This window comes from Adhaeribacter pallidiroseus (assembly GCF_003340495.1).
Taxonomy (GTDB): Bacteria; Bacteroidota; Bacteroidia; order Cytophagales; family Hymenobacteraceae; genus Adhaeribacter; species Adhaeribacter pallidiroseus.
On record NZ_QASA01000001.1, the window covers coordinates 5949670 to 5971706 of the forward strand.

Annotated in this window: 20 protein-coding genes and 1 pseudogene; 12 read left to right on the forward strand and 9 right to left on the reverse strand. The window is 40.5% G+C overall.

The features are described from left to right. The first annotated feature begins 23 nt into the window (after nucleotides 1-23). The 6 genes from porG (at nucleotide 24) to AHMF7616_RS23825 (ending at nucleotide 6806) form a co-directional block, all read left to right on the forward strand. Nucleotides 24-560: a type IX secretion system protein PorG gene (gene porG / locus AHMF7616_RS23800; protein ID WP_449489620.1), complete on the forward strand. Its 537-nt coding sequence runs from the start codon at nucleotides 24-26 to the stop codon at nucleotides 558-560. Between the two features lie 280 nt (nucleotides 561-840). Then, nucleotides 841-1596 carry an isoprenyl transferase gene (locus tag AHMF7616_RS23805; protein WP_115375162.1) on the forward strand — a complete coding sequence of 252 codons (756 nt, stop codon included), beginning with the start codon at nucleotides 841-843 and terminating at the stop codon, nucleotides 1594-1596. Further along, complete coding sequence (gene bamA / locus AHMF7616_RS23810) at nucleotides 1596-4079, forward strand: outer membrane protein assembly factor BamA (RefSeq protein ID WP_115375163.1); 2484 nt, start codon at nucleotides 1596-1598, stop codon at nucleotides 4077-4079. Before AHMF7616_RS23805 ends, bamA begins: the two co-directional genes overlap by 1 nt. A gap of 123 nt (nucleotides 4080-4202) precedes the next feature. Continuing rightward, a complete protein-coding gene (locus tag AHMF7616_RS23815; RefSeq protein WP_115375164.1) occupies nucleotides 4203-4904 on the forward strand; it encodes an OmpH/Skp family outer membrane protein in 702 nt (233 codons plus the stop codon). A gap of 26 nt (nucleotides 4905-4930) precedes the next feature. Further along, on the forward strand, nucleotides 4931-5569 hold the full coding sequence (locus AHMF7616_RS23820; RefSeq protein ID WP_115375165.1) for an OmpH/Skp family outer membrane protein: 639 nt from the start codon (nucleotides 4931-4933) through the stop codon (nucleotides 5567-5569). 199 nt (nucleotides 5570-5768) lie between these two features. Further along, complete coding sequence (locus AHMF7616_RS23825; RefSeq protein ID WP_115375166.1) at nucleotides 5769-6806, forward strand: RluA family pseudouridine synthase; 1038 nt, start codon at nucleotides 5769-5771, stop codon at nucleotides 6804-6806. A gap of 129 nt (nucleotides 6807-6935) precedes the next feature. On the opposite strand, the gene AHMF7616_RS23830 is transcribed toward AHMF7616_RS23825, so the two are convergent. From AHMF7616_RS23830 to mazG, 8 genes and pseudogenes are all read right to left on the reverse strand, one after another. Next, the gene (locus AHMF7616_RS23830; protein ID WP_115375167.1) at nucleotides 6936-8567 is read right to left on the reverse strand and encodes a tetratricopeptide repeat protein; all 1632 of its coding nucleotides are present in this window, start codon (nucleotides 8565-8567) and stop codon (nucleotides 6936-6938) included. A gap of 45 nt (nucleotides 8568-8612) precedes the next feature. Beyond that, a complete protein-coding gene (locus tag AHMF7616_RS23835; RefSeq protein ID WP_115375168.1) occupies nucleotides 8613-9569 on the reverse strand; it encodes a PstS family phosphate ABC transporter substrate-binding protein in 957 nt (318 codons plus the stop codon). Between the two features lie 149 nt (nucleotides 9570-9718). Further along, entirely contained in the window at nucleotides 9719-9964 is a 246-nt protein-coding gene (locus AHMF7616_RS23840) for a hypothetical protein (RefSeq protein WP_115375169.1), read from the reverse strand. Between the two features lie 141 nt (nucleotides 9965-10105). Further along, entirely contained in the window at nucleotides 10106-10918 is an 813-nt protein-coding gene (locus tag AHMF7616_RS23845; protein ID WP_115375170.1) for an energy transducer TonB, read from the reverse strand. Between the two features lie 6 nt (nucleotides 10919-10924). After that, the gene (locus tag AHMF7616_RS23850; protein ID WP_115375171.1) at nucleotides 10925-11452 is read right to left on the reverse strand and encodes an ExbD/TolR family protein; all 528 of its coding nucleotides are present in this window, start codon (nucleotides 11450-11452) and stop codon (nucleotides 10925-10927) included. Between the two features lie 12 nt (nucleotides 11453-11464). Further along, nucleotides 11465-12070: an ExbD/TolR family protein gene (locus AHMF7616_RS23855; protein ID WP_115375172.1), complete on the reverse strand. Its 606-nt coding sequence runs from the start codon at nucleotides 12068-12070 to the stop codon at nucleotides 11465-11467. Between the two features lie 24 nt (nucleotides 12071-12094). Then, a complete protein-coding gene (locus tag AHMF7616_RS23860) occupies nucleotides 12095-13012 on the reverse strand; it encodes a MotA/TolQ/ExbB proton channel family protein (RefSeq protein WP_115375173.1) in 918 nt (305 codons plus the stop codon). A gap of 591 nt (nucleotides 13013-13603) precedes the next feature. Then, nucleotides 13604-14403: pseudogene (gene mazG / locus AHMF7616_RS23865) on the reverse strand (nucleoside triphosphate pyrophosphohydrolase). A gap of 310 nt (nucleotides 14404-14713) precedes the next feature. Here mazG and glmM point away from each other — a divergent pair. From glmM to AHMF7616_RS23890, 5 genes are all read left to right on the forward strand, one after another. Continuing rightward, on the forward strand, nucleotides 14714-16105 hold the full coding sequence (gene glmM, locus AHMF7616_RS23870; protein ID WP_115375174.1) for a phosphoglucosamine mutase: 1392 nt from the start codon (nucleotides 14714-14716) through the stop codon (nucleotides 16103-16105). Between the two features lie 157 nt (nucleotides 16106-16262). Next, nucleotides 16263-17414 carry a cysteine desulfurase family protein gene (locus tag AHMF7616_RS23875; protein WP_233507723.1) on the forward strand — a complete coding sequence of 384 codons (1152 nt, stop codon included), beginning with the start codon at nucleotides 16263-16265 and terminating at the stop codon, nucleotides 17412-17414. Between the two features lie 151 nt (nucleotides 17415-17565). Next, nucleotides 17566-18522, forward strand: a complete 957-nt coding sequence (locus AHMF7616_RS23880; protein ID WP_115375175.1) for an L-threonylcarbamoyladenylate synthase — start codon at nucleotides 17566-17568, stop codon at nucleotides 18520-18522. Between the two features lie 13 nt (nucleotides 18523-18535). Beyond that, nucleotides 18536-19099 (forward strand): LOG family protein, encoded by a 564-nt coding sequence (locus AHMF7616_RS23885; protein ID WP_115375176.1) that lies wholly within the window; start codon nucleotides 18536-18538, stop codon nucleotides 19097-19099. Between the two features lie 79 nt (nucleotides 19100-19178). Next, entirely contained in the window at nucleotides 19179-19646 is a 468-nt protein-coding gene (locus AHMF7616_RS23890) for a hypothetical protein (protein ID WP_147275774.1), read from the forward strand. Nucleotides 19647-19704: 58 nt separating this feature from the next. On the opposite strand, the gene hemH is transcribed toward AHMF7616_RS23890, so the two are convergent. Further along, entirely contained in the window at nucleotides 19705-20733 is a 1029-nt protein-coding gene (gene hemH / locus AHMF7616_RS23895; RefSeq protein WP_115375755.1) for a ferrochelatase, read from the reverse strand. A 388-nt stretch (nucleotides 20734-21121) separates the two neighbouring features. Between hemH and era the strand changes: the two genes are divergently transcribed. Next, nucleotides 21122-22012, forward strand: coding sequence for a GTPase Era (gene era / locus AHMF7616_RS23900; RefSeq protein ID WP_115375178.1), 891 nt, complete (start codon nucleotides 21122-21124; stop codon nucleotides 22010-22012). Nucleotides 22013-22037: the final 25 nt, after the last annotated feature.

A 22037-nucleotide genomic window follows, 5' to 3' on the forward strand; every position in this document is an offset into this window, starting at 1 on the left:
GCCGTTCTCTTTTATAAAAAGACATTTCTAAGCCAGTTACCTTAAAGGCTAATTTAATGGCTGGCTTTTTACGGGCTAAAGATGAAAACGCCGATTTGCCCGTTAATACTTTCCGGCAGGCAAATATTAAAACTAACCTGGTAGAGTTATCGGCTGGGTTAGAATACAACTTTCTCGATTATTATAACCAACGGCGGCGTACCCGCTGGACTCCTTATTACTTTATTAGCTTTGCCGCTGCCCGCTTTAATAATAAAGCCGAATTACAAGGCAGAGAAAAACCCGCCGAAAGTGCTACTGTTCTTTCTATACCTACCGGCATTGGTTTTAAATACGCCTTATCGTATAACTGGAATTTAGGTTTAGAGGTAGGCGCCCGGAAAACCTTGGCTCAGAACGGCGATCGGTTAGATTACCTGCAAACCAAAGATTACGCGGGATTATCTGCTCGCCAACTCCCGCATACCGATCCCTATAATAACGACTGGTACTTCTATAATGGCTTAAGCCTCTCGTATACCTTTTATAAATTGCTTTGTCCACCAGCCGCTTACAAATAATTTAAAAAAATCTGCTCAGGCAACCTCACGGGTGCGTTGTGCATCTGGTAAATACCCGGTTTAATTAATAAAATCAATAATGTAATTACAGGAGCTTTCTTTAAGCTAAAATCGCTGGTACTGCGGCAGTAAACAAGGCTTTATATAATGTTACTTCCTGAAAATCAGTTATTTTTTAAATTTTTCTCATTGCTGCTGGGTAAAGGAAATAATTGTTTATTACGGATTCATAACGCATAATTGCCAGGGTTTTTGTAACTTGCGCGGAAATTTGGGTTGAATGAATCTTCAAGAAAAAATAGATTTGAACAATTTGCCAAAACACGTTGCCGTTATTATGGACGGTAATGGGCGTTGGGCAAAACAAAAGGGAGGAGCCCGAATATTCGGGCATCAGAATGCGATTGCTGCCGTGCGGGATACGGTAGAAGGAGCTGCAGAGTTGGGCATTGAATATTTAACCCTGTACGCTTTTTCCACCGAAAATTGGAATCGTCCGCAATACGAAGTAAACGCATTAATGGAGTTACTGGTTTCTACTATCCGGAAAGAAACGGCTACTTTAAATAAAAATAATATTCGACTACAAACCATCGGCGACACCGAAAGCTTACCAAAAACCTGCCGGAGGGAGTTGCTGGAAGCTATGGAAATTACGGCGCATAATTCCCGCATGACCTTAAATGTTGCTTTAAGTTATAGCGGGCGTTGGGATTTAACGCAGGCTATGCGCCAGATTAGTGGTTTAGTAGCGGCCGGCGAATTGCAGCCTGCTGATATAAATGAACAACTAATTGCGGAGCATATTGCCACCGCCGGAATGCCTGATCCGGAATTACTTATCCGGACGAGCGGCGAAATGCGCATCAGTAATTTTTTGCTCTGGCAATTGGCTTATACCGAAATATACATTACCAACTTGCTCTGGCCGGATTTTCGGAAACAGCATTTACACGAAGCTATTTTATCTTACCAAAGCCGCGAACGCCGTTTTGGTAAAACCAGTGAACAATTAACGAATAAAAGTATTACTTAATGATTAAATATTTCTGGTTGTTTTTATTTGTTTTACTAACAACCGCTGCATCTGCCCAAGTAAATTTAGGTAACCAAGGCGCCGTAGGGGAACTGGATTACAATAATCCCAAAGAATATCGTGTAGGTGGGGTAACCGTAAGTGGGGCTAAATTTTTAGATCCGAATACACTTATCTCTATAACCGGATTACGCGTAGGTGACCGTATTAAATTACCCGGCGAAGACTTAAGCAAAGCTATCCATAAATTGTGGGACCAAGGTATTCTGGGAAACGTAGAAGTTTCTATTTCCAAAATAGAAGGCGATCAGGTTTTTTTAGATTTTTTCTTAACAGAGCGCCCTCGTTTATCCCGGTTTGACTTTACTGGTATTAAAAAAGGGCAGGCTGATGCCTTAAAGGATAAAATAAAACTGATTCGGGGTAAAGTAGTTACCGATGCATTACTCAGTACAACTAAAAACACCGTGCGGAATTATTACCTCGAAAAAGGGTATATGAACGCCAAAGTAAATGTATTTCAAAAACCAGATTCGGTATTGCCCAATAGTGTTATTTTAAATATTGCGGTAGATAAAGGCAATAAAGTTAAAATTGAAGAAATAGCTTTTGAAGGAAACGAAGCTATCTCGGATAAAAAATTACGCCGCAAAATGAAGAAAACCAAAGAAAAGCGGCCTTATAAACTTTTCACGGCTTCTAAGTTTAACCGGCCTTTATACGAAACCGATAAAAACAGCGTAATTGAATACTACAACTCACAGGGTTTTCGGGATGCTACCATTGTGTCGGATTCGGTGTACATGCGCCCGAATGGCAAATTAGCCATTCAAATTAAAGTAGACGAAGGTCGTAAATACTTTTTCCGAAACATCACCTGGACTGGTAATTACATTTACGATGCCAAGCAATTAGGAAGCGTTTTAGGGATTAAAGAAGGCGATGTATACAATAAAGAAGAACTGAGTAAACGCTTGCAATACAATCCTAATGGAAGTGATGTGTCATCGTTATACATGGACGATGGTTATTTGTTTTTCCAGATTGATCCGGTAGAAGTATTAGTGGAAGGTGATTCTATTGATATTGAAATGCGGGTGCGCGAAGGCGCTCAGGCCCGGATTAAAGAAGTAACCGTAGCCGGTAATACTAAAACCAGTGACCACGTAATTTTACGGGAATTATACACCATTCCGGGGCAGAAATTTAGCCGTTCTGATTTAATACGGTCGCAGCGGGAAATTGCTACCCTGGGTTATTTCGATCCGGAACAAATAGGCATGAATCCTATCCCGAACCAGGAAGATGGCACGGTAGATATTAAATACACCGTAACCGAAAAACCAAGCGACCAGATTACGTTATCCGGTGGTTGGGGTGGCCCGTACGGAATTGTAGGTACGGTAGGTTTAGTACTAAATAACTTTTCCCTGAAAAAAGCCGGTGATCCCCGCAACTGGCGGCCAATTCCGGGTGGCGATGGACAGCGTTTAGCTTTAAATATTCAAGCGAATGGGGTTCGGTATCAATCTTACTCTTTATCCTTTACCGAACCTTGGTTAGGTGGCCGGAAGCGGAATTCGTTTAGTGTAGGAATTAACCGGACAGTATCACGGGTTATCAGTAATGGCGAAGAAACCCAAGGAATTCGGATTAATGGTGGTTCAGTGAGTTTAGGTCGTCGCTTGAGTTGGCCCGATAACTACTTTAGTTTATCGCACTCGTTATCATTCAATCAGTATATTTCTAAAAACTATCCGATTTTTGGAAGTTACCAAGACGGAACCTTTAATAGTGTTTCATTTATTAATACTTTATCGCGGAGTAGTATTGATCAGTTAACCTTTCCGAGAAGTGGATCTACCTTGAGCTTAAGTGTAAATTTAACACCTCCATACTCTTTGTTCGATCCAAATCGGGATGCTATGAAGTGGATAGAGTTTAATAAATGGATGTTTGATGCTTCGTTTTTTACCGCTCTTTCCCGCAAAGGCAAATTGGTATTAAATACCCGGGCGCACTTTGGATTTTTGGGAAGTTATCGCAAAGACCAACCTGTAGGACCAGTAGAACGCTTTAAATTAGGTGGTTCCGGTTTAGGTGGCGGTAATATCTTAGTAGGTACCGAGTATATTGGCTTACGTGGTTATGAAGATGAATCGGTTAGTCCTTCCCAAACGGGTGGAGTAGCTTACAATAAATTTGTAACGGAGCTGCGCTATCTGGTATCGCCTAATCCACAAGCTACGGTTTACGTGTTAGGTTTTGCGGAGGCCGGTAACAACGTAGGTTCTTATCAGCAATACAATCCATTTAAACTTTATCGCTCTGCCGGGATAGGTGCCCGTATTTTTATGGCAGCGTTTGGTTTACTGGGCTTTGATTATGGTTGGGGCTTTGATAAAGTACCAGCAGCACCTAATGTGCCTAGTACAAAACCGGGCGGTATGTTCCACTTTATTATTGGACAGCAAATACGGTAAGCAATTCAAAATAAAATATTTGTGGCACGAAATTTAAAGTTGCTAATCTGTGTTTATCCTATATAAAAGTGGTAGTTTACTAAGTTTATAGTCGAATGAACAGCAAATTAAAATAATTTAAAAATGAAAAAATATTGGTTTTTCGTTATCTTACTACTTCTTTTAACAAATGTTTCGTTTGCCCAGAAGTTTGGTTACGTAGATTCGGAGTTTATATTAAGTAAAGTACCCGCTTACAATACAGCTCAAAAAGAAATTGATAAGCTTTCGGCTAATTGGCAGAAAGACATTGAAGGCATGTATCAGAATATTGATAAGATGTATAAATCTTACCAGGCGGAAGAAGTGCTGCTGACTGAGGAAATGAAAAAGAAGCGGCAGGACGAGATTGTCGAAAAAGAAAAAGAAGTAAAAGAATACCAAAAGAAAATTTTTGGGTTTGAAGGCTCCGTTTTTAAAAAACGGCAGGAATTAATAAAACCGGTGCAGGATGAAGTATACGATGCTATTGAAAAAGTAGCGAAGAAACGCCAGTTACAGATTGTTTTTGATAAATCCAGCGAATTGGTCATGCTTTATACCAATCCGGTGCACGATTATACCGAGTATGTACTGGAAGAATTAGGGTTGGCTTCGCCGGAGAAAAATACCCCTGGTGCCCGGCCAACCAATGCTAATGTAGAAACTCCCGGCAGCCAAGTACAATCGCAAGACGATGAAGTAGGTAATACTACCGAAAGAGCTACTCCTTCAAAACAAAATCCGGCTGTCCGCAAAGCTACTAATAGCAAAGCGCCAGCTAAATCTGGACAAAAGAAAAAGTAAACAAGTAAACCAATTAATTGATTAAAATGAATAAAGTTAAAATTTTCGTTGCTACTGCATTATTATTTGTAACTGCGCAGTTATCCACTCAGGCGCAAACTGCTGCTCCTAAAATTGGCTATACAAACGTAGATTATGTATTAAGCTTAATGCCAGAGAGTAAACAAATCGAATCAGATTTAAAAACATATAGTACTCAGTTAGAAACTTCGTTACAAACTAAAGTTAAAGAGTTTGAAACAAAAGGAGCGGAATATCAAAAAGGGGCATCAGCCATGACGGACGTTATCCGGAAGGATAAAGAAAAAGAGCTTATGAATATGCGTTCTTCCATCGAAGAGTTTCAACGTAATGCCGAAGTTTCTTTGCAGAAAAAACAGCAAGCTTTATTAGAACCAGCTTATAAAAAAATGCAAAAAGCTATTGATGATGTAGCAAAAAGCAATGGTTATACTTACGTGTTTAACTCGGATGCGGGTGCGGGTACCGCTGCTATTTTATTACATGCTCCCGAAGATGGGAATATTTCTGATTTAGTTTTAAAGCAGATGGGTATTACACCGCCAGCCAAAGGTGCGCCGGCTCCTGCCGTACAAGCTCCGGCTGCCAGCAACACATCTCCTGGTAAAGCAATAGCTCCTGCTACGGGCAAAAAAAACAAGTAATAGAATAATTTTCGAATTTAAGCCGGTATAGCAATATATCGGCTTTTTTGTTTTTAGTTGGCTAAACTTTTACTTGAATGTGGAAAATGATTAGTAGCTATAACAGCTAGTTATAATTAAATAATAAAGCCTTGTTCTGAACTGGTTCTGTAAAAAGCTGAAATACGATCAAAATTTTAAAAATAGCTAAAAGCAGGTAATGATATTTGAAAACCTTTTGCCCGAAGAAAGTTTCACTGAATCTGATGATTTGTACGAGCACGTACGAATTGTGGTAGATAAAGGGCAGGCGCTATTGCGGTTAGATAAATTTCTAATGGACCGGTTACCGAATGTTACCCGTAATAAACTGCAGAATGCTATTCGGGCTGAATCCATTCGGGTGAATAATGAGCCGGCTAGGGTAAGTTATAGAGTAAAGCCTACTGATATTATTACGGTAACCTTACCAGATCCACCACGCGACACCGATATAGTGGCTGAAAACATTCCACTGGATATTATATATGAAGATGACGATTTACTACTGGTAAATAAAGAAGCAGGCATGGTGGTACATCCGGCTTATAGTAACTGGACGGGTACTCTTGTAAATGCGCTTACTTACCACTTGCAAAATTTGCCAACTGGGAGAAATGGTGAGAGACGACCAGGTTTAGTTCACCGGATTGATAAAGATACTTCTGGCTTGCTAGTTATTGCCAAGACAGAGTATGCCATGTCTTACCTGGCTCGCCAATTTTTTGATCATTCAATTGAACGTACTTACTATGCTTTAATTTGGGGTGTTCCAAAGGAATCTGTGGGCACCATACGTGGCCACATTGGCCGAAGTTTAAAAGACCGTAAAATTATGGCTGTTTATCCTAATGGTGAACAGGGAAAATCAGCTGTAACCCATTATCAGGTATTACAAGCTTTTAACTATGTAACTCTAGTAAAATGTAATCTAGAAACTGGCCGTACGCATCAAATCAGGGCTCACTTAAAGCATATTGGTCATCCCTTGTTCGGTGATGCTACGTATGGTGGCGACAAGCAAGTTTACGGGCCAAAAACGGGTAGTTTGAAATCTTTTGTAGACAATGCCTTAGACTTGATGCCTAGGCAAGCCTTACACGCTAAATCACTTGGATTCCGGCATCCTACCTCTAAAGAAATTATGCATTTTAACTCAGAATTACCTACAGATTTTAAAAATGTATTAGAAAAATGGGAGAGATATAGAGGTGTGTAATGATATAAAAAACTACATCTTGGTAGTACCACTCAATAACATTTACATCTATTCTATCGCTGAGGCATAAAAAAGCCTGCTACATGATATGGAAGCAGGCTTTTTAAATTTAATTATGTACTAACCCAGCTACGAAGATTTTCTTTTAGTAGTAGCAGCTGGTCTTCTTTGAGCTGCTTCAATATTTTTTAAAGCAACATCAACGTCTTTGTTAGTCGGATCTAAGCTCTTAGCAGCTGTCCAGTAGGTTTTAGCAGTAGCAAGATCTTTAGCTTTATAGGCCTGAAAACCTAGATAATAATTAGCAACAAATAATCCTTGCTTATTTGAAGCTGCTTTTGTTGGATCTTGGCTAGCAACTTTAATATACTCCTCATAAGCTGTTTTAGCTGCTCCGGTTTGTCCTTTATCTTTTGCTTCAGCAACTTGTGCACGGCGCAAATAAGCTGTCGCATATTCCGGTCTGGCTTGAATAATACCAGCGTATAAAGAATCAGCGGTATCAAATTTTTCTGCCGCTAGATAAACATCCGCTAATTTAAAGTTATCAACTAAGCTAGGTTTAGCAGCAATTTTAGTTTTGTACATTGCAATAGCTTTATCATATTGCTTGGCCTTTACATAAGCACCAGCAGCCTCATTTTGTACATCTAAGTTTTGCGGATCCATAGCTAAGGCTTTTTCCAGATTAGCAGTTGCCTCTGCCGGCTTGCCGGTATCAGCTAACATACGACCATAATAAGCGTAATCGGAAGCTATTATTTTAGTTGGATCAGCTTGCGCTAATTGAAAGTATTTTTCCATAGCTTGTAAAGCTTCCGGAACCTTATTGGTTTTATATAGTGAATAAGCCATCAAACGATTCATCACTAAGTTGTTTGGATCTTGCTGTAAAACTTGCTGCGCTTCAGCCAAGGTACCAGCGTAATCTTCGGTTAAGAACAGGAAAGACGCATATTTAATTTGAGTGTCAATCGAATTCTCAGCCATAGAGCGGTATTTCTTAAAATTTTCTACTGCTCTGTCGTACTTACCTACGAAGTAATTCATCTCACCTAACTCGCGGTAAGCGGGCGCAAAATTTGGGTTTAAAGCAATTACTTTTTCAAAGGCTGCTTGGGCTTCGTTGTAATTCTTAGATCTTACAAATAACTGGCCTTTTTTCATGAAAGCCGTAGCGTTATTCGGGTCTATTTGAATAGCACGATCATAAGCGTTCATGGCTTCACCGCCACCATTCGGGTTTTTTTGATGAATATCACCCAGAGTAATATAGGCAGCCGCATCATTATTCTTAGTAATTTTATTTGCTTCGCCTATGTAACCAAGAGCCTTTGTAATATCTTTTACATCTGTGTCGGCGTAAGCGCGACCGATTTGTTTGAAAATATTAGCATCTTTCCCTTTGGTACGCTTTACAGCTGCATCAAATTGACGTTCGGCCTCAGCCGTATTGCCTTTTGCTAAAGCTACTTTGCCTAAACCTATCATGCTCAATGCTGATTTATCGTCCTTAGCTAATGCTTGGCTAAATATTACATTGGCAGAATCAGGTTTACCTTCTTTTAAATATAAATCGCCTAAATAGTAGCTTACCTCTTCATTCGGATTAGATGTACTTAGTCGACGTAAGCTTGCTTTTGCTTCTTTGTAACGTTCCACTTCAACTAATCGTTGAATATCTTGCACGGATTGGGCAAAACCAGTTGTTGCAACGAATGAAGCAGAAAACGCTAGAATATACTTCCAGTTTTTGATCATGGTTTAGAATGTTTATTAAATTAAAAATAGGTAGTTGGTTAACGTTTATTCTTTAATAGATATTATACGTACGGGCATCGTAGCAGGTACTAATCCTGATTTTAGTATAATGCGCTGACCTTTATCTCCAGCAACAAAAGACGCAAAACCTGTGCCAAGCCCCGCCCGAGCTTCCCGGCTGACAATATACACATTTCGCCGCAACGGGTAAGACTCTTGGGCTAAATATCCTTGAAACGGTTGATAATACGAATCGGTTACTGTTTTATCTGGATTAGTACTTACCGCTGCAACTTTTACTTTACGTAAAAAACCGATAGCAGTTGTGTCGTCAAAATCACTAATCCAGTTAACCCCAATAACGCCTAAGGCGTTTGGCGTTTGAGCCACATAATCTACTAGTGCTTTGTTGGTTTTAGCGGCAAAAGTATTTTTAGGTAAAGGCTGATTATTGGTTATAGAATCAGTGATATAGCGGGCCGTACTGGATCCGGCATTATCAAAAACAATGGTAATATCGGCTAATTTAGAAGTCGGGTTAAGCTGTTTCCAGGTATTTACCTTACCACTAAAAATATTGCGTAGTTCTTCCATTGTAAAAGTAGTATCAATGTTGGTTGGATGCGTAATCAAAGCTACGCCATCAATCGCAATTTTTGTAATACGAGGAGTAATTTTTTGCTGGGCAAAAACTTCTTTCTCTGAATTTGTTAATTGTCGGGAAATAACTACAAGCCGGGCGCTATCTTGCAATAGGTCTTTTACCGTTTCGGCTTCTGATTTATACGCAGGTGTTACTTTAGCATACTTATAAAATTTTTGAAAAGCGTAGATATGAGAATCAATAATAGGCTCAAAGGCTTCGTCTATGCTAATCTTTATATTACCGGAAGTTGGTGTGTCTTCAATTTTTCCTTCTCGGTTGCAACTGGTTAAAAAAACTATGAACAGAAATAGGCCTAGCAATAATCTTAGGCAATTATAATTTATTTTACTTTTCATGATTTATTAAAACTGATTTTTATCGTTAGATTTTCAGAGTTAGAATTAGCTAATTTAAAAGGAACACATATTAATTTTTTAAATTATTGATAAAAACAATACATGCTTATTAGTTAACAATAGAATAAGTTATATATTCCCTTTATACTTTAACTATTCTCGTCAGGATATTCCTTAGGAAAATATTTTTTATAGGCACGATAAAACCGAAGTACACCATAGGCCATTAGCATTGTACCCAAAATAGTTTTATAATTTTGGGATAATGCAATTTGGGTATTATCAGAAAGCATGATAAACAAACCTAGAACTGGATATACTAAACACATAAATAAAGTAAAATACTTTAAATATTTTTCCGGGTTATTTCTTGATCGATTGGTGTTAGGCTGCATGTTATTTAAATTTTTATATAATATGGATTTAAATGTTCTTCGTTTAAAAAAGAACTAACAATAAGCTGCTATTATATAGAATAAAAAAACTCTGGTTTCCATAAGAGAAACCAGAGTTTTTTTAAATAAGGAACTGCTATTTTACTGTAATTTAAATCGAACAGGTAAAGTGTAACGAACGTTAACGGGTCGACCATTTTGCTTGCCTGGAGTCCAGTTAGGCATGGTTTTAATAACCCGGATAGCTTCTTCGTCAGTTCCTCCACCAAGGGATTTAACAACGGTTATATCAGAGATAGCGCCTTCTTTGTTTACTACAAATTGCAAGATTACGTTACCTTCTAAACCATTACGCGAAGCAACTGCCGGGTATTTAATGTTCTTACCCAAATACTTGTACATTGCGTCTAAACCACCCGGAAACGTTGGGTTTTGCTCTACGAAAGTAAAAATCTCTTCCGATACAACTTCACCTACTTCAGAAGGAGCTTCCACTTCCGTTAAAACTTCCTGGTTGGTGTTACCCACTACAGTTTCAGTAGCGATTACCACGTCTTCCAGCTCTTTTTGATCCGGAATTTCTTCTTCTTCCCGTACCTCTTCGTCTTTTTTAATTACCGGAGGCGTAAACTTAACCGTTGATACCACAGGTGGCGGCGGTGGCGGCAAATCTGGTGGGGGTGGGGGTGGCTTATTCTCTAATGATGGTGGTTCAGCCAGCTCTACTACTTTCTCTATTTTTACCACTTTATTTGAGTCATCGTCGCCACCAATTAATTTTGCAATTAAAGGAGCGCTCAAAAACAAAATAAAAAGGGCAATAGCAACAATAGTAGCAATAGTAACGTGCTTGTTATAAATCTTACGCAAGAAAAAAGCTCCATAAGATTTGTTGCGGTACTCGAATACAATGTCATCGAGCGACGCGGTGGAATAATTCAGTTGTTTTTCCATTTTCTACTACAATTTAGCTTTCGCATCTGCAATTAATTTAGTATCCCGGGGGTCCACATCCACAATCGCGTACTTCCGAATGCTTGTAATATTCATTTCATCCAGCATGTCAACCATGTTTTTGTAGCGCGATTTGTCGGTCTGCTTTAATAAAACCGTTAAATTAGCATTTGAGCGTTTCTCCAGTAATATTTTCCGGAGACCATTAGCGGAGTAGTCGGTTAATTGAACTCCGGGAGCCGCCGGAGCATCTGGTAAACCAGCGTACCAAAAGAGCTGATCTTTTTCATCCGCAATTAAGGTTAACGCATTCGACGCTTTCAATGCTTGTTGCTCATCTTCTTTAACCGGTTTTACCGGCATGTTAATCTCCATCGTCTGGGGTTTGGCGAAGGTAGTGGTAAGAATAAAGAACGTTAACAAAAGGAAACCAAGGTCCACCATCGGGGTCATATCAATCCGGGTGGATTGTTTCTTGGATCTTTTCTTCCCGCCTTTCCCGCCTCCGCCGCCTTTTTCTTGTATTTCAGCCATTTCTGTTTGTGCTTAGAGGTTTCTAGGTTTTACTTCCATATCGGTGATCAGGTTGAAACGATTAACTTTCCGATCTTGCAAGGTTTTAATAACTCCTTTTATTGCCGGAACGTCCGCATCGTTATCACCTTTAATCGCAATCTTTACCTTTGGGTTAGAATAACGGGTTTGCATAATCCAGTCTCCCAATTGATTATTTAATGAATCAAATGGAACGCCTGGCTGATTTGCTCTTTTCCGATCTTCCGGACTCATGTCCAGTAAAGATTTCAATTGTTCTATTGGCACGCCAAAGCTCTCCATAGTGGCAAATTGCTTTTTTTCCGCTGCAGTGAAGTTTACTTTGTATTTAGCCGACATTTTATCTAATAATGCTTGTCTGGTTTGCTGGCCACCTACCGCGTAAAAAGCTCGTCCGGTTTTATCTACCGAAATCGTAATAATATCCGATTCTGGTAGTTTAATGTCCGAGGTTGATGACGGGGTATCGACCACCACTACTTCTTCCGGTGCAAATTTAGAAATCAGCATGAAGAAGGTAACCAACAAGAAGGCCAAGTCCACCATGGGCGTCATGTCCAGGGAAGGTCGGGCTCTATGAGGTTTTACTTTAGGCATATTGTTTTTAGTACTAAAATTTAATTAAATGTTAACAGATGAATGGGTAGTAGGAGCAGTGCTCGTATGACCCGCATTATCGTGCTGTGCCGCAAAGGTTTGGATAATACTAAAGCCGGCTTCGTCGATGCTGTAAGTAAGCGCATCAATTTTACTTGTAAAGAAGTTATAAGCAATAATGGCAATAGTAGAACCAATAATACCTAAGGCAGTATTAATCAAAGCTTCCGAGATACCGTTTGCAAGGGCTACTGCATCTGGGCTACCGGCCGTTGCAAGAGCCGAGAATGCTTTAATCATACCCAATACAGTTCCAATCAGACCTACCAGGGTAGAGATAGAAGCAATAGTAGAAATAATTACTAAGTTTTTCTCTAGCATGGGCAATTCCAAAGCTGTAGATTCTTCGATCTCTTTCTGAATAGCCAGAATTTTTTGATCTTTCGCTAAGGTGCGATCGGTTTCCATTTCTTTGTATTTACCTAAACCAGCTCTTACCACATTGGCTACCGAACCTTTTTGAGCATCGCAGGCGGCTAAAGCGCCATTAACATCATTTACATTTAATTTCTGACGAATAGTTCTTACAAACTGCTCAATTCCCTTGCTGCCTCTTGCTTTATTAATCGTTAAAAAACGCTCAATGGCAAAAGTTAAAATCATTAAGTTTAAGGAAATCAACATGGGCACAATAATGCCACCTTTGTAAACTACGCCAAGGTAATTACCTGGTAGGGGGTGATTTTCCGGATTTCCACCTTCAAAGTTTGCCGGGTTACCCAGGATAAACATGTATATCAAGATTGAAACCACAATTGCTACTGGGATAACGATGCTGGCAAAAATAGAACCGGCGGCGCCTCCTTCTTGTTTGGCGGTAGCTGCTGGCTTTGAAGTTGCTGGTTTTGGCGCATTCGTACTTACGGCATTCTTTTTTTCCATTGTTGTTAAGATTTAAAAGTTTAGTTTTTGGGTTGGGTTAAAAATTTTGTTTTTGTTTTTTAGGCTTATTTCTAAAATAAACGGTCCAGCCTTGAAATAAGAACCGCCTAAGTATTTTTAATTAAAACTAAGTTTACCCGTATTCCAGAACAACTTTGTTTTTATGAGCTACCTTAATAAGGATGTAATTAAGAAGAAATTTCCATAAAATTCTAGCAACATTTATTACAAACCTAAATAAAATAAACCCTTATCGCAAAATAGAACTATCAGTGAGGTTTTTAATTTTATTGAAAACTAGCAATATCATTAACATTTTAGTAAAATATCAGGTATATAGATTAAATATGTAAACCTTGTAATTAAATTTTTTAAAATAATTTAATTTGAACAGCTGAAAATTTTACAATATTTTAATCTGAAATCTTATTTTAACTAGATTAATTGCAACCAAATATATGTATTATACTCTTACTATATATATAAAGTTGACCTAATGTAGTAATAAATGAGTGTTTAATTCTATTTTAACGAAAAAAATATTTTGTCAGACACAAAAAACAGCTTGTTTTCTCGTCTTATAATTAGGTTTTAAAATTCTTTTTTAGCTTGTTCCCAGTATACATCCATCTCTGCTAGTGTCATTTGCGCCAGCGATTTTCCGGTTTTACCAGCTTCCTGTTCCAGGTATTTAAAGCGCTTGATAAACTTTAAATTTGTTTTCTCCAGCGCCTCTTCCGGGTTTATATCTATAAAACGCGCGAAATTGATAAGCGAGAATAATAAATCGCCGAACTCAGCAGTGGCTTTTTCCTGATTTATGGCTTGTTCTTCTTTTAACTGGTATTCTGATTTAAATTCCTCGAGTTCTTCTTCTACTTTTTCCCAAACCTGGGCTTTGTTTTCCCAGTCAAATCCAGCACCGCGGGCCTTTTCTTGAATGCGCATAGCTTTTACTAAAGCTGGCAACGATACAGGAACGCCACCCAATACCGATTTATTGCCTTCTTTTATCTTTAGGAGCTCCCAATTTTTTTAACTTCTTCTTCCGTATTTGCTTCAGTGTTGCCGTAAATGTGCGGGTGCCGGAAAATCAACTTATCGCATAAGGTATTTAAAACATCGGCTAAATCAAAGGTTTGGGTTTCGGACGCTATTTTAGCGTAAAAGACCAAATGCAGCATTAAATCCCCGATTTCCTTCTTTACTTCCTGTAAATCATTGCGCATAATGGCATCTGATAATTCGTAGGTTTCTTCAATGGTTAAATGCCGCAGGCTGGCGATGGTTTGTTTTCGATCCCAGGGGCATTTTTCGCGCAGTTCATCCATTATATTTAACAGGCGATTAAAAGCTTGTAATTGATTTTCCCGACTGGCTTCTTTATTCATCATATAAAGTTATTCTATATAAAAACTAAATTTTACTTGTAAAACAGGCAACCAAGGCCTGCTTAGTTGGTTGGCTATGGTACGAATTACGTAATAAATATTTGATTGATGACCTGTATTTACGCGGGGAGTATTACTATTGTACGGTTTAAGGTTGGTATTACGCCCAACAGTATTGTATATTGCACCGAAAATGTTAAATTATTTTTAAAATAATGGTATCCAGCAGCATTTTGTTCATTTAACTATTTTCTTTAAAAAAAGCTTGGTTGGGCAAGCAGTACATTTATAAAAATATAACACAATACACGTGGCTTTAATAAAATCTATTTCAGGGATCCGGGGCACCATTGGGGGAAAAGCAGGTGAGGCCTTAACGCCTCTGGATGTAGTTAAATTCACCGCTGCCTTTGGCGATTGGGTACTAAAAACTACGCAAAACAATACCATTGTAGTAGGGCGGGATGCTCGTTTGTCCGGCGACATGGTGAATAAGTTAGTGGCTGCCACTTTACAAGGAATGGGCATTAACATAATTGATGTGGGATTATCTACTACACCTACTGTGGAAATGGCGGTACCCGCCAAAAAAGCGGGCGGCGGCATTATCTTAACAGCCAGCCATAATCCAAAACAATGGAACGCTTTAAAATTACTGAACGATAAGGGGGAGTTTATATCGGATAAAGAAGGCCAGTTAATTTTAGAACTAGCCGATAAAGAAGCTTTTGAGTTTGCCCCGGTTACTAAACTGGGAAAATACATCCAGAGCGATACCGCTTTACGCAAACACATTAAAGCCATTGTGGAATTGCCCCTAGTAGATGTAGAAGCTATTGCGGCTAAAAACTTTCGGGTAGTAGTAGATGCGGTAAATTCTAGCGGCGGTTTTGCAGTGCCTCAGTTACTAGAAGCATTAGGCGTAACGCAGATAGAAAAACTATACTGCGAACCCGACGGTAATTTTGCCCACAATCCGGAACCTCTGCCCGAAAACTTACGGGAAATTTCAAAAATTCTGGAAAAAGGCAAGTTTGACTTAGGTATTGTCGTGGACCCGGATGTAGACCGCTTGGCATTAATATGCGAAGATGGTAGTATGTTTGGGGAAGAATACACCCTGGTAGCCGTATCCGATTATGTGTTGCAGCACACCAAAGGCAATACGGTATCTAATTTGTCATCTACCAGAGCTTTACGCGATGTTACCGAAAAAGCCGGCGGCGAATATTTTGCTTCTGCGGTAGGTGAAGTAAATGTAGTAAACCTCATGAAAGAAAAAAATGCGGTAATTGGTGGCGAAGGTAATGGGGGCATCATTTACCCCGAGCTTCACTACGGTCGCGATGCCTTGGTGGGTATTGCGCTATTCTTAACGCATTTAGCTAAAAGTAATTTACGGATATCGCGCTTGCGGGCCGCTTACCCAAACTATTACATTTCTAAAAATAAAATCGAATTAACGCCGGATATTGATGTAGGCGATGTTTTAGTGCAGATTCAAAAACGCTACGCGAAGCAACCGGTAAATACCATTGACGGAGTAAAAATCGAGTTTAATAAAGAATGGGTGCATCTCCGGCGATCGAACACCGAACCAATTATCCGGATTTACGCCGAATCGGAAACCAACGCTACGGCCGAGCATCTGGCTAACAAAATCATCGCCGATATTAAAGAGATTATTACGGTAAAAGCCTAAAATTAAAAAATTAGGAATTAGAAATTATACTTTAAAAATCAGCAATGGATGGAAAGTTTAAGCTTTAAACTTTCCATCCATTTTTTTATGTTCTATTTTTGCCTTTTAAGTATCAACGGAATCAGAATAATTTCTCGTTCCTGATTTTTAATTTTTAATGAAAGAAACAATGGTCTATCTGGATAATGCTGCCACCACGCCCTTGGACAAAGAAGTTTTTGATGCCATGGTGCCCTACATGTTAGAATATTTTGGGAACCCCTCTTCTATTCATGCCCATGGCCGACAGGTACGCTCTGCCATCGAGAAATCCCGGAAAACCATTGCTACTTTAATAAATGTGGCTCCTGCCGAAATATTCTTTACTTCGGGAGGTACCGAAGCCGATAACATGGCTATTTGTTCCACCGTTCGGGCTTTGGGCTTAAAACATGCAGTTACTTCTAGGCTGGAACATCACGCAGTGCTGCATACGCTGGAGTCGCTGGAAAAATCCGGCGAAATTCAGTTGCGTTACGTGGCGCACGACGAACGGGGTAACCTGGATTTAAATCACTTGGAAGAGCTTTTGGCCACGCAGGAGCAAACTTTGGTTTCCATTATGCACGCCAACAACGAAATCGGTAACCTGAACGATATTCAAGCCATCAGCGAGATTTGTGCGAAATACAACGCTATTCAGCATTCCGATACGGTGCAAACCATGGGGCATTACCGCCACGACTTACAAAAACTAAAAGCGCATTTTATTGTGGGTTCGGCGCATAAGTTTCATGGCCCTAAGGGAGTGGGTTTTATTTATACCAACGGTGCCGTCAAAATTCCGCCGCTTATCCACGGGGGCTCGCAGGAACGGAATATGCGCGGTGGTACCGAAAATGTATACGGTATTATTGGTCTGGCTAAAGCGCTGGAAATAGCTTACCGCGACATGGATGCGCACCAGCAGCACATTCAAAATTTAAAAAACCGGATGATCTCCCGTTTAACCGAGCAAATTCCGGGCGTGGAATTTAACGGAAACTCGGCCATGGCGGATAAAAGCTTGTACACGGTTTTAAATGTAAGCTTGCCGCCTTCCGAGATTACCGAAATGCTGTTATTTAACTTAGACATTAACAAAATATCGGCTTCCGGGGGCAGTGCCTGCACCAGCGGGGCCAACGCGGGTTCGCACGTGTTAAATGCGTTAAACTGCGATCCCGACCGCGGGGCGATTCGGTTTTCGTTTAGTAAGTATAATACTCCCGACGAAATTGATTATGTAGCCGAAAAGCTGGCTGGTTTATACGCCAAAGTGCCTGCCTGAAATTGATTTTTTAAATTTTTAAAAACACGAGCTGCCAATTTATTGGCGGCTCGTGTTTTTTATACGCATGTCGGTTGTATTTACTAAAGTTACGGCGGTAGTTAATAAACAAAAGAATTGCCTTACCTTTGCGGCTGAATTTTAAAAACTTATGGCAGTAATAGGAACGGATATAGAGCAAGCAGCCACTCTATTGCGTACCGGTAAACTAGTAGCAATTCCCACCGAAACCGTTTATGGCCTAGCGGCCAGTGCATTTCAGGAACCGGCGGTCATTTCCATTTTCGAAGCCAAGCAGCGCCCGGCCTTTGATCCATTAATTGTGCACACGCACAGCATTAATCAGTTCGAGCAAATTGCGGTACATATCCCGGACTTGGCTTATAAACTCGCCGAAGCTTTTATGCCGGGACCAGTAACTTTAATACTACCCCGAAATCCACAGATTCCGTTGTTAGTTACTTCGGGCAACGAATCCGTCGGGGTACGGATTCCGGATCATCCGCTTACCTTAAGTTTGCTGCAACAATTAGATTTTCCGGTAGCCGCGCCTAGCGCCAACCCGTTTGGTTACGTAAGCCCCACTACGGCCCAACACGTAGCCCAGCAACTCGGCGACCGCATCCCGTACATTCTGGACGGCGGACCTTGCCAGGTAGGCATTGAGTCGACCATAATTCAGGTAATAAACGATCAGTTGGAAATATTGCGTTTAGGTGGTTTGGCTCTGGACCAGATAGAGGCAGTTATTAACAAACCCATTACGTACGTTAGAACCAGCAGCTCTAACCCCAAAGCCCCGGGTATGCTGAGCAGCCATTACGCGCCGCGCAAAAAAGTTATCTTGGGTAACATCCCTGAAAATTTAAAAAAATACGAGCCTCAAAGCCTGGGAATCTTGTCTTTTCGGAATTTGTACGAACCAGTGCCAACCGCCCAGCAATTTGTTTTATCGCCCAGCGGCGATACCAGCGAAGCCGCCCGTAATTTGTTTTTAGCGTTGCGGTATCTGGATGCCTTGCCCATTGCGGTAATTTTAGCCGAACTTGTTCCGGAAACGGGTTTAGGTAAAGCCATTAACGATCGCCTGACCCGGGCTTCTTTTTAAAAATTTTAAAAATATGAAAAGTGTAGCGGTTTTTTGCGGCGCTAATTTTGGCAACAATCCCATCTATAAAATCAGGGCGCAAGAGTTAGGAAAATTGTTGGCCGAGCAAAACATCCAACTGGTATTTGGCGGCGGGAGAGTGGGCTTGATGGGCACCATTGCCGACAGTGTACTGCAGCACGGCGGGAAAGTAACCGGGGTAATTCCGCAAAGTTTAGTAGATCGGGAAGTCGCGCATGCCTCCCTCACGGAACTGCACGTGGTACAAACCATGCACGAACGCAAAGCTTTAATGGCCAGTTTAGCGGATGGCTTTATTGCCATGCCCGGCGGCTTTGGTACCCTGGATGAAGTTTGTGAAATTATTACCTGGAACCAGTTAGGCATCATTACTAAACCGGTAGCTTTTTATAATGTAAATAATTACTTTAACTCGTTTATGCAATTCATAGAAAGGAGCGTGGCCGACGGCTTTATCCGGGAAGAATATCAAGCGAACCTGATTGTGCAAGCTGAGCCTGTAAAGCTATTGCAGCAATTAACCGAGGCTTCAAACGTTCTAAGTAAATCTTTATAAACATATAATTTTTTAAATATTTAGGTTTTAGTTACATTTGCTGAACATGGATTTTTGGTTTATCGGCAATTGTAGACGCATGCGTACCTTTCACCTTCTGCTTTTATTAGTACTCTTCAGCTTTAAAAGTCAGGCCCAAAGTGCCTTTACCATCGGGCCAATGTTGCATTTAAATATCAGTGATAAAAAATATCAGGTAAGCTACGGTCTGGAAGCGGCTTATTGGAATTTAAGTAAATTTCCGGTAGGAGTAGATCTGGGTTTTGATTTTCAGAAAGGCGTGAAACGCTATTACGCCGAAATGCAGGTAGGTTTAGGAGTGGTAGGTGCTGGTGCCGGTCCGGTTTTGGAGCAAGCCAAAGGGGAACCCATTTACCTGGGGTTTCAAAGTAATTTTTGGGCTAACTATTTTGTGGGTTTTAATTTGCGCCGGCGCACGGTGCATCACCAGCGTACTTTGGCACCTGGCTTGTACGCCAAATTACCTTTTATGCAGAATATAGAAGATGACGGAGATACCGATTGGTCGGATGTATTTGATGATTAAAGCAAAATTTTTAAAATTTAACAGAAAAGGCAGCGTAGTAGCTGCCTTTTCTGTTAAACTAATTCCGTAAAATCATCTGCTTCACGGCTTCAACCCACAACGGACTGGAATTTAAGCTTTCGACTAATTGCCAGTGTTCGCCGCCGGCTTTTTCAAATAGTTCCTTAAATTCACTACCTACCTCAATGGTCGTTTCCAAACAATCGGCTACGAAGGCTGGGCTAAAAGCCAGTACCCGTTTTTTACCTTGGGCGGGTAAGTCTTGCAGCAAAACATCGGTATAAGGCTTTAACCAGGGGTCTTTCCCCAACCGCGACTGGAACGTAACGCTGTACTGGCCTTCGGTTAAGTTTAATTCTTTGGCCAATAACCGCGAGGTTAGAAAACATTGCGCCCGGTAACAATACCGGTTCATTTTGTGGTAGGTATCGCAGCAGGAACCTAGTTTACAGTAATTATTCACGCTGCCTTTTAAAATGTGTCGTTCAGGGATGCCGTGGTAGCTAAAAACAATGTGGTCGTAAGGCTCTTTTTCTAAATATTTCCGACCCAGCGCGGCAAACGCCTGAATAAACAAAGGATCGTCGCAGAACGAACTGATAAATGTAATATCCGGTACAATCCACCATTCCTTCACAATTTCCATTACCTTATCCTGCACAGAGCCGGTAGAAGCCGAGGCATACTGCGGAAACAAAGGCAACACAATAATCCGGTCCACAAATTTGCTGCGTAGTTCTTCCAGCGCACTTTGGATACTAGGGCTTTGATAGCGCATGCCCAAGGCCACGTGGTACTTAGCACCTAATTGCTCCTGCAAGCTATTTTTTAAATCTACGCTGTGGTACAACAACGGCGACCCGCGTTCTTCCCAAAGCTCTTTATATATTTTGGCCGATTTGGGGGCCCGGAAAGGAGCAATAATGCCATTAATCAAAACAAAACGTTGGGGAGCCGGAATATCAATTACCCGCTTATCCATTAAAAACTCCCGCAGGTACTTCCGCACATCACCTGTTTCGGGCGTATCGGGCGTACCTAAATTAACTAATAAAACCCCGGTTTTCCGGGTATTGATATCATTCATGTTTAGCGTTGCAGGTTTTAAGTTGCAGGTTTCAGGTTGCAAGTTACAAGTTGCCGGTTGAAAAGTTTGAAAGTTAAAAGGTTATAAAGTTGAAAAGGTAACACCCGAAGGCCGGGCTTTGTTCGAAAATTTGTGTAGCAACAGGCTTATATACACGGGGTATAACAAAAAACCAAGAAAAAGCTGTACTTTTGCGGCCGCGTTGCCAGAGTTAGAAGAAGTTAACCGAAAATTTAAAAATTAAACGTTAGCTGCTTAGTTGGAGTAAAATATAGCAGGTAAAATTAATTATTACCTCTTTGCCGAACTTGCACCTGTTAACTTTTAAACTTTATAACCTTTCAACCTTAAAACTTTTCAACCTGCAACTTGTAACCTGTAACCAATTATGAGCGAAAAACCACACAAAGCCGGCTTTGTCAGTATTATTGGCAAACCCAACGTAGGCAAATCTACGCTCATGAACGTAATGGTGGGCGAGCGGCTATCTATTATTACTTCCAAAGCGCAAACCACGCGGCACCGGATTATGGGGATTCTCAACGGCGACGATTTTCAAATTGTGTACTCCGATACGCCTGGTATTATTCAGCCCAAATACGAGTTGCACCAATCCATGATGCGGTTTGTAAGCGCTTCCTTAGAAGACGCCGACGTAATTTTGTTTGTTACGGACATTTACGAAAAGCACGACGAAGAAGAAATTATTAAACGGCTGCAAAATGTAGAAGCTAAAATCTTGCTTCTGATCAATAAAATAGATCAGTCCACGGAGCCGGAAGTAGAAGAAAAAGTGGCGTATTGGCAGGATAAAATTAAAGCTGACCGCATTATTCCCATTTCGGCGTTAGAAAATTTTAATACCGACCAGGTTTTTAATTCTATCCTGGAATATTTGCCGGTGCATCCGCCGTATTACGACAAAGATGAACTAACCGACAAGCCCGAGCGTTTCTTTGCCGCTGAGATTATCCGCGAGAAGATTCTTTTAAATTATAAAAAAGAAATTCCGTACAGCTGCGAAGTAGTAGTGGGTGAATTTAAAGAAGACGATACCATTATCCGGATGCGGGCCGAAATTATGGTGGAACGCAAAAGCCAGAAAGGCATCGTAATCGGCCACGAAGGTAAAATGCTGAAAAAAGTTGGCACCCAGGCCCGGCAGGAAATGGAGCAGTTTTTTGCCAAACAAGTGCATTTAGAGCTGTACGTTCGCGTGCAGGAAGATTGGCGCTCTAACCCGAAAGCGTTGAATAAATTTGGGTATAATGATTTGTAGTTGTTCGTTACCAGTTGTTCGTTGT

Excerpts from the sequence above, each read along its gene's own strand:
- AHMF7616_RS23850 (WP_115375171.1), bottom strand. The coding sequence starts at position 11,452 with ATGGCTGAAATACAAGAAAAAGGCGGCGGAGGCGGGAAAGGCGGGAAG.
- AHMF7616_RS23875 (WP_233507723.1), top strand. The coding sequence starts at position 16,263 with ATGAAAGAAACAATGGTCTATCTGGATAATGCTGCCACCACGCCCTTG.
- AHMF7616_RS23815 (WP_115375164.1), top strand. The coding sequence starts at position 4,203 with ATGAAAAAATATTGGTTTTTCGTTATCTTACTACTTCTTTTAACAAAT.
- AHMF7616_RS23840 (WP_115375169.1), bottom strand. The coding sequence starts at position 9,964 with ATGCAGCCTAACACCAATCGATCAAGAAATAACCCGGAAAAATATTTA.
- AHMF7616_RS23825 (WP_115375166.1), top strand. The coding sequence starts at position 5,769 with ATGATATTTGAAAACCTTTTGCCCGAAGAAAGTTTCACTGAATCTGAT.
- AHMF7616_RS23855 (WP_115375172.1), bottom strand. The coding sequence starts at position 12,070 with ATGCCTAAAGTAAAACCTCATAGAGCCCGACCTTCCCTGGACATGACG.
- AHMF7616_RS23835 (WP_115375168.1), bottom strand. The coding sequence starts at position 9,569 with ATGAAAAGTAAAATAAATTATAATTGCCTAAGATTATTGCTAGGCCTA.
- AHMF7616_RS23820 (WP_115375165.1), top strand. The coding sequence starts at position 4,931 with ATGAATAAAGTTAAAATTTTCGTTGCTACTGCATTATTATTTGTAACT.
- AHMF7616_RS23805 (WP_115375162.1), top strand. The coding sequence starts at position 841 with ATGAATCTTCAAGAAAAAATAGATTTGAACAATTTGCCAAAACACGTT.
- era (WP_115375178.1), top strand. The coding sequence starts at position 21,122 with ATGAGCGAAAAACCACACAAAGCCGGCTTTGTCAGTATTATTGGCAAA.
- AHMF7616_RS23860 (WP_115375173.1), bottom strand. The coding sequence starts at position 13,012 with ATGGAAAAAAAGAATGCCGTAAGTACGAATGCGCCAAAACCAGCAACT.
- hemH (WP_115375755.1), bottom strand. The coding sequence starts at position 20,733 with ATGAATGATATCAATACCCGGAAAACCGGGGTTTTATTAGTTAATTTA.
- AHMF7616_RS23890 (WP_147275774.1), top strand. The coding sequence starts at position 19,179 with ATGCGTACCTTTCACCTTCTGCTTTTATTAGTACTCTTCAGCTTTAAA.
- AHMF7616_RS23845 (WP_115375170.1), bottom strand. The coding sequence starts at position 10,918 with ATGGAAAAACAACTGAATTATTCCACCGCGTCGCTCGATGACATTGTA.
- AHMF7616_RS23885 (WP_115375176.1), top strand. The coding sequence starts at position 18,536 with ATGAAAAGTGTAGCGGTTTTTTGCGGCGCTAATTTTGGCAACAATCCC.
- AHMF7616_RS23830 (WP_115375167.1), bottom strand. The coding sequence starts at position 8,567 with ATGATCAAAAACTGGAAGTATATTCTAGCGTTTTCTGCTTCATTCGTT.
- AHMF7616_RS23880 (WP_115375175.1), top strand. The coding sequence starts at position 17,566 with ATGGCAGTAATAGGAACGGATATAGAGCAAGCAGCCACTCTATTGCGT.
- bamA (WP_115375163.1), top strand. The coding sequence starts at position 1,596 with ATGATTAAATATTTCTGGTTGTTTTTATTTGTTTTACTAACAACCGCT.